Source organism: Mixta sp. Marseille-Q2659 (genome assembly GCF_940807255.1).
Lineage (GTDB): Bacteria > Pseudomonadota > Gammaproteobacteria > Enterobacterales > Enterobacteriaceae > Mixta.
This window is the reverse complement of the sequence record NZ_CALNWY010000028.1, coordinates 49,618-55,734: the sequence shown is the minus strand read 5'-3', so window position 1 is coordinate 55,734 and position 6,117 is coordinate 49,618. Positions and strand designations below refer to the sequence as shown.

5 protein-coding genes and 1 tRNA gene are annotated in these 6,117 nt (G+C 56.4%); 1 reads left to right on the top strand and 5 read right to left on the bottom strand.

The features are described 5' to 3' along the window. Positions 1-129: 129 nt before the first annotated feature. Positions 130-1,212, bottom strand: a complete 1,083-nt coding sequence (locus P3C52_RS16865) for a LacI family DNA-binding transcriptional regulator (RefSeq protein ID WP_275556100.1) — start codon at positions 1,210-1,212, stop codon at positions 130-132. A 268-nt stretch (positions 1,213-1,480) separates the two neighbouring features. On the opposite strand from P3C52_RS16865, the gene P3C52_RS16860 reads away from it, so the two are divergent. Further along, on the top strand, positions 1,481-1,873 hold the full coding sequence (locus P3C52_RS16860; RefSeq protein ID WP_275556099.1) for a hypothetical protein: 393 nt from the start codon (positions 1,481-1,483) through the stop codon (positions 1,871-1,873). A gap of 27 nt (positions 1,874-1,900) precedes the next feature. Here the strand turns inward: P3C52_RS16860 and P3C52_RS16855 are convergent. The 4 genes from P3C52_RS16855 to P3C52_RS16840 all read right to left on the bottom strand — a co-directional run bounded on the left by P3C52_RS16855 (position 1,901) and on the right by P3C52_RS16840 (position 6,111). Then, positions 1,901-1,995, bottom strand: a tRNA-Sec gene (locus P3C52_RS16855). A 145-nt stretch (positions 1,996-2,140) separates the two neighbouring features. Then, on the bottom strand, positions 2,141-3,319 hold the full coding sequence (gene xylR / locus P3C52_RS16850) for a D-xylose utilization transcriptional activator XylR (RefSeq protein WP_275556098.1): 1,179 nt from the start codon (positions 3,317-3,319) through the stop codon (positions 2,141-2,143). A 91-nt stretch (positions 3,320-3,410) separates the two neighbouring features. Then, entirely contained in the window at positions 3,411-4,586 is a 1,176-nt protein-coding gene (gene xylH, locus P3C52_RS16845; protein WP_275556097.1) for a xylose ABC transporter permease XylH, read from the bottom strand. Further along, on the bottom strand, positions 4,579-6,111 hold the full coding sequence (locus tag P3C52_RS16840) for a xylose ABC transporter ATP-binding protein (RefSeq protein WP_275556096.1): 1,533 nt from the start codon (positions 6,109-6,111) through the stop codon (positions 4,579-4,581). Before P3C52_RS16840 ends, xylH begins: the two co-directional genes overlap by 8 nt. Between the last annotated feature and the right edge of the window lie 6 nt (positions 6,112-6,117).

Below are 6,117 nucleotides of genomic sequence, written 5' to 3'. Positions count from 1 at the left end.
AGCACCTTAAAATCACCATCATACACTAAATCAGTAAGTTGGCAGCATTACCCAATTACTCTACAGAAAAAATATATTTTAAATAACAATGACGGGCGTGAAGGAAATAAATCTTTATTTCCCGCTGTGTTATCTCAACCTTGCCGCCTGGCGTGCCAGCTGCATTAATGCTTCCGACAGCGCCTGCGGGGAAAGGTTTTTTCCTCCCGGCGCCGCGGTGGTTTTACGCTCCACCAGGCTGACCGACAATAGTTCAGAGCGCGTCGGCGCATCGGGCTGATAAATCATCTCAACCAGCCGCTCGACACTATCTTTGCCTAACATTTTGAAGTCCTGCTTAATGGTGGTTAACGGCGGAATAAAACAGGCGCTGTCGGCGGTGTCGTCATAGCCGATAACCGAAACATCGCCCGGCACCTGCAGGCCAGCTTCCGACAGCGCCCGCAGTGCGCCCAGCGCCATCTGATCGTTCGCCACCAGAATTGCGCCGGGCTGCGCGCCATCATTCAGCAGGCGAGAAACTTGCTGATAACCGGAAAGGGCGCTCCAGTCGCCTTCCATTATCGCCGCCGGCTGAAGCTGCTGCTGTGCCAGTGCCTGTTGCCAGCCTTCAAAGCGCAGGCGCGCCGAAACGGAGCTTTGCGGCCCCGCAAGCAGCGCAATGTTGCGATGCCCCAGCGTTAACAGATGCTCAACGCCCAGACGCGCGCCTGCGGCAGGATCAAAAATCACGCTATTCGCCCTGAGCTGCGGCGAAACATCCAGAAAAAGCACCGGCACATCCTGACAGAGCGCCGCCAGATTTTGTGCGTCCTCATCTTCCAGTGGAATATTGACAATCAACCCGTCCACACGCTGCGCCAGCAGATTATTAATCGCGGCTCTGGCGGCCTCGACGCCGCTTTGCTCGGTCATTGAGATAACCACGTTAAAGCGTTTTTCCCCGGCGCGGGATTTAATAGCGGCAGCAATTTGCGAAGGGGCATGCAGGGAAAGGTCGGAGGTAGCGAGGCCGATGGTATGGCCGATTTTTCCGGCCAGCTGTTGCGCCACGCGATTAGGCACATAATTCAGGGCGGCCATCGCCGCCTCCACTTTCTGCCGGGTTTTGGGAGAGACGTTCTCCGCCTGATTGATCACGCGTGAAACGGTTTGATAAGAGACGCCGGCACGCTGCGCCACATCATAGAGAGTTATCGACTTCGCTTTCATCCCGGCTTCCTTATTACATTCACGTGAATCACTGGTGGCAAATAGTATGTCGAGAGGTGAATAAAGTAAAAGCAGGAAAGGGTGCGCTTGTTAACGAGGCGCTATCTGCCGAGCAGCAAAGCAAGAGTATCTCCGTCTTGCCGCCGTCTGGCGTTTTATCTTGATGAATAATGACTATTTCATGAGGCAAAGCAAGGAAGTTAAGTTGATGCCAGGTAAGGTGTAACGCTTTAGTTTCTTATTCTTCATTCGTGAAAAGTATTTAAAAATGAAGCTTTTTCCCGGCGCTTTAACCATTGCTGCACTGCTAACGTTTTCGTCTGCGATTCAGGCGGAGAGTTTGCCGGTTAAGACCGATAATCTTTATCGAAGCCGCGGCCTGGCCATCTTTAATAATCAAAATGACAATATAAGGCCTTCACAAGATTTTAATGAAGATACATTAAGAGAAATGCAGCGCACCCTTAAGCAACTCGAGACGGCGCAAAACTCGAGTGTTAATGGATCCTATAATCAGGAGCGTGAATTTTCTGAGATGAAAAGTAAAATTTCTCAATATGAGCGTGAAATTGCTGACCAAAGCAGCAGGATAAATAAACTGGAGCAGGAAAACAGCCGTCTCGCCAGAAAGATTAATGAACTGGCAAATAAAATTAAATAAGCTTCTGAAGGCGTTTGAGCGGCGAATTGGCGGAAGATCACAGGAGTCGAACCTGCCCGGGACCGCTGGCGGCCCCAACCGGATTTGAAGTCCGGCCGCCTCACCGGAGACGACGATCTTCCATTCCATTCCATTCGATGAGGCGCAAAGTATACCACCGGAAACGTCGTGATACAGCCAGCCTTTACGCCTCAATAATCGGCTAATTATTCTACAAACGTTCTCTTATCATTGTCGGGTCGGTAACTGACCGGCCCGTGCCCTTTGCTAACTCATCACCTCGCCATTCTGCTGCCGATACTCCTTTGGCGTACTGGCGTAGCTCTTTTTAAACACCGAATAAAAATATTGCAGCGAAGGGTAGCCGCACATTTGCGAAATCTCGTTAATCGGTATAGACGAGGAGATCAGCAGCGTACGTGCGCGCTCCAGCTTCTCGCTGTGAATAATGGTGTGAATTGTCTCGCCGGTTTCATCCTTAAAGCGCTTTTCCAGGTTCGAGCGCGACATGCCTACCGCATCCAGCACCTGCTCAACCTTAATCCCTTTGCAGGCGTTGAAGCGGATATAGTGCATCGCCTGAATCACTGCCGGATCGTGCAGGGAACGAAAGTCGGTGGAGCGGCGGGCGATCACCTTAACCGGCGGCACCAGAATGCGCTGCAGCGGCATCGCTTGTTGATCCAGCAAGCGATGCAGCAGCTTGGCCGCCTGATAGCCCATCTGGCGGGTGCCCTGCGCCACCGATGAAAGCGCGACGCGCGACAGATAGCGCGTCAGCTCTTCATTATCGATACCGATCACGCAGAGCTTCTCCGGCACCGGAATTTTCAGATGTTCGCAAACCTGCAGCAGATGGCGGGCGCGCGCATCGGTAACGGCGATAATGCCGGTCTGCGGCGGCAACGTTTGCAGCCAGTCGGCAAGCCGGTTTTGTGCATGCTGCCAGTTGGCGGGCGCCGTCTCCATTCCCTGATAGATCACGCCCTGGTAACGCTCTTTCGCCATCCGCTGGCGAAACGCATGCTCGCGCTCCTGCGCCCAGCGTTTGCCGCAGGAGGCGGGTAGGCCATAAAAGGCAAAACGGTTAATGCCTTTCTCTTTCAGGTGCGAAAAGGCGCTTTCTACCAGCGCGGCGTTATCGGTCGCAATATAGTGAACCGGCGGATAATCCTCTGGCCGATGATAAGAGCCGCCGACGCCGACAATGGGCACCTCGACATTACGCAGCAGCGCCTCGATCTCTTTATCGTCGAAGTCGGCGATCACGCCGTCGCCGAGACACTCGCGCATATTGTCGATACGGCAGCGAAAATCCTCCTCAATAAAAATATCCCAGTCGGTCTGTGATGCCTGGAGATATTCGCCAACGCCCTCGACAACCTGTCGGTCATACACTTTGTTGGCGTTAAACAGCAGGCTAATGCGGAATCGTTTTTCAAACATGATCACTCCCGTTTTTTCTTCTGCATCTTGATTACCACAGCGAAACCAGACGCAGAAAAAAATTGGTGAGCCCTGTGATCTGCTTCGACGATTACACACGCCGCCGGGTGGCGGAGTCCATCCAGACCGCCAGCAGCAGGATGGCGCCCTTCACGATGTACTGCCAAAACGTGGGGACATCCATCATGCTCATACCGTTATCCAGCGAGGCCATAATAAAGGCGCCCATCACCGCGCCAGCGACCGATCCGATCCCGCCCGCCAGGCTGGTGCCGCCGATTACGCAGGCAGCGATGGCGTCCAGTTCGGCAATGTTCCCGGCGGAAGGTGAACCGGCGCCGAGGCGCGAGCTGAGGATCAAGCCTGCCACCGCAACCAGCAGACCGTTAATGGCAAATACCGCCATTTTGGTGCGCGCCACGTTAATCCCGGAGAGGCGGGCGGCGTCGAGGTTGCCGCCAATGGCGTAGATGCGACGGCCAAACGCGGTGCGCGTAGCCATAAACATACCGGCCAGCATCAGCAGCGCCAGCAGCAGCACCGGCGTCGGCACGCCGCGATAATCATTCAGCAGCCAGATAGCGCCCAGCACCAGCAGCGCGGTAATGGTCTGACGCGTTACCGCGTTGCGGGCAGGCTGTTGCGCCAGCCCCATCTGCTGACGTCGCAGCCGAAGCCGCCACTGCCAGGCGACAAACAGCCCCAGGCCGATAATGCCAAACCCGAAGCCGATGCCGTCGGGCAGATAGCTCTGGCCGATTTGCGACATCGCCGGACTGGTAGGCGCCACCGTGGTGCCGTTGGTTATGCCGACCAGCACGCCGCGAAAGGCGAGCATCCCGGCCAGCGTCACAATAAAGGAGGGGACTTTGCGATAGGCGACCCACCAGCCGTTCCAGGCGCCCAGCAGCAGGCCGAGCGCCAGCGTAACGATGATAGTTAACGGCAGCGGCCAGCCCAGCCATACATCGAAAATGGCCGCTGCGCCGCCCAGCAGGCCCATCATCGAGCCAACCGAGAGATCGATTTCCGCGGAGATAATCACAAACACCATGCCTACCGCCAGGATGCCGGTAATGGCGGTCTGGCGCAGCAGGTTGGAGACGTTACGCGCGCTCAGATAAGCGCCGTCGGTCATCCAGGTGAAAAACAGCATAATCAGCAGAATCGCGGCCAGCATCACTAGCACCTGGAGATTGAGCAGGCGCAGTTTGCCCGGCGCGCCGCCGCCGCTGGCGGGCAGCATAGCAGTATTGGTTTTAAGCATAGTGTCCACTCCGCAACGCCGCTTCCATCACCTGCTCCTGCGTCAGGTTGAGGTTCGGCAGGTCAGCTTTGATTTGTCCTTCGTGCATCACCAGCACGCGATCGCTCAGCCCCAGCACTTCCGGCAGCTCAGAGGAGATCACGATAATGGCGATGCCCTGTTGCACCAGCTGATGGATCAGCTTGTAGATTTCGACGCGGGCGCCAATATCGATGCCGCGCGTAGGCTCGTCGAGAATTAATATTTGTGGATTGAGCAGCAGGCATTTGGCGATCACCGCTTTTTGCTGGTTGCCGCCGCTGAGTCGGCCTACCGCCAGCTCCGGCGAGGAGGTTTTCACCCGGAGCTGGCGGATAGACTCGTTAATGGCAACCTGTTCGCGCGCCTCGTCCAGCACCGAAAGCGGGCCGCTAAACTGACCGAGCGCGGCCAGCGTGATATTTTTCCCCACGCCCAGCAGCGGCACGATGCCATCTTTTTTGCGGTCTTCTGGCACCATCGCAATGCCATGGTGAATGGCCTGCTGGCAATCCCAGCGTTTGGGATTCACCCGATGCGCGCCGATCGTCACTTCGCCCTCCCAGCGCCCTGGCCACAGGCCGGTAAGACACTGAACGGTTTCGGTGCGCCCGGCGCCCACCAGACCGGCGATGCCGAGAATCTCTCCGCGCCGCAGCGTGAAAGAGACATTATTTACACACCGCAGATGACGATTAACCGGATGCCAGGCGGTCAGGTTTTCCACCCGCAAAATCTCCGCGCCCTGTTCATGCGGCTCGCGCGGATAAAGCGCGGTGAGTTCACGCCCGACCATCATGGTAATGATGTCATCCTCGCTCAGGCCGGCAGCCGGACAGGTAGCGATATGCTTGCCGTCGCGGATAACGCAGATGGTGTCGGAAATCGCTTTGACTTCATTCAGCTTATGCGAGATATAGACGCAGGCGATGCCGTGATCGCGCAGATCCTTGACGATCTCCAGCAGTACGCCGGTTTCCTGCTCAGTCAGGGAAGAGGTCGGTTCATCCAGAATCAGCAGGCGCACCTGCTTGTTCAGCGCGCGGGCGATCTCCACCAGCTGCTGTTGGCCGATGCCCAGCTCACCGACGCGCGTATGCGGCGAGATATCCAGCTTCACCTGTTTCAGCAGCCGCTGACAGCGTAGCGCCATCGTCTCGTCATCCACCACGCCGCCCCGGCTGATTTCGCTGCCGAGGAAGATGTTTTCCAGCACCGTCAGCTGCCTGACCAGCGCCAGCTCCTGATGAATAATGACAATGCCTTTGCGCTCGGTATCGCGGATGGTGGTTGGACGCAGCGGCTCGCCGGCAAAGCGGATCTCGCCTTCGTAGTCGCCTGCCGGATAAAGCCCGCACAGCACCTTCATCAGCGTTGATTTTCCAGAGCCGTTTTCGCCGCACAGCGACACCACTTCGCCCGGCTCAAGGCGCAAAGAAATATCGTCCACGGCCTTCACGGCGCCGAAGCGCTTGGTAATGTTTTTCATTTCCAGCAGCGTCGTCATGACATT